Source organism: Citrobacter sp. TBCS-14, from assembly GCF_005280805.1.
GTDB classification, from domain to species: domain Bacteria; phylum Pseudomonadota; class Gammaproteobacteria; order Enterobacterales; family Enterobacteriaceae; genus Citrobacter; species Citrobacter gillenii.
In genome coordinates this window covers 1-220 of sequence record NZ_SZWM01000114.1, presented here as the reverse complement: position 1 = coordinate 220, position 220 = coordinate 1, and the positions used below count along the sequence as shown (strand labels likewise).

1 protein-coding gene is annotated in these 220 nt (G+C 56.8%); it reads left to right on the top strand.

The annotated features are described in order from the left end of the window. The coding region (locus FDX22_RS00625) for a siderophore-interacting protein (RefSeq protein ID WP_186805270.1) at positions 1-220 on the top strand (220 nt) is incomplete at both ends.

The following is a 220-nucleotide window of genomic DNA, read 5'->3' as shown; positions in this document are numbered from 1 at the left end:
AACTGGCGCTGGATTTTTATATCCACGACGGCGGCGTGGCGAGTACGTGGGCGATGAATGCGCGTGAAGGTGACAAATTGACGATTGGCGGACCGCGTGGCTCGCTGGTGGTACCAGAAGACTATGCGTACCAGGTTTACGTGTGTGATGAATCTGGAATGCCTGCGCTACGTCGTCGGCTGGAGGCGATCGGTCGTTTAGCGGTACGTCCAAACGTGAC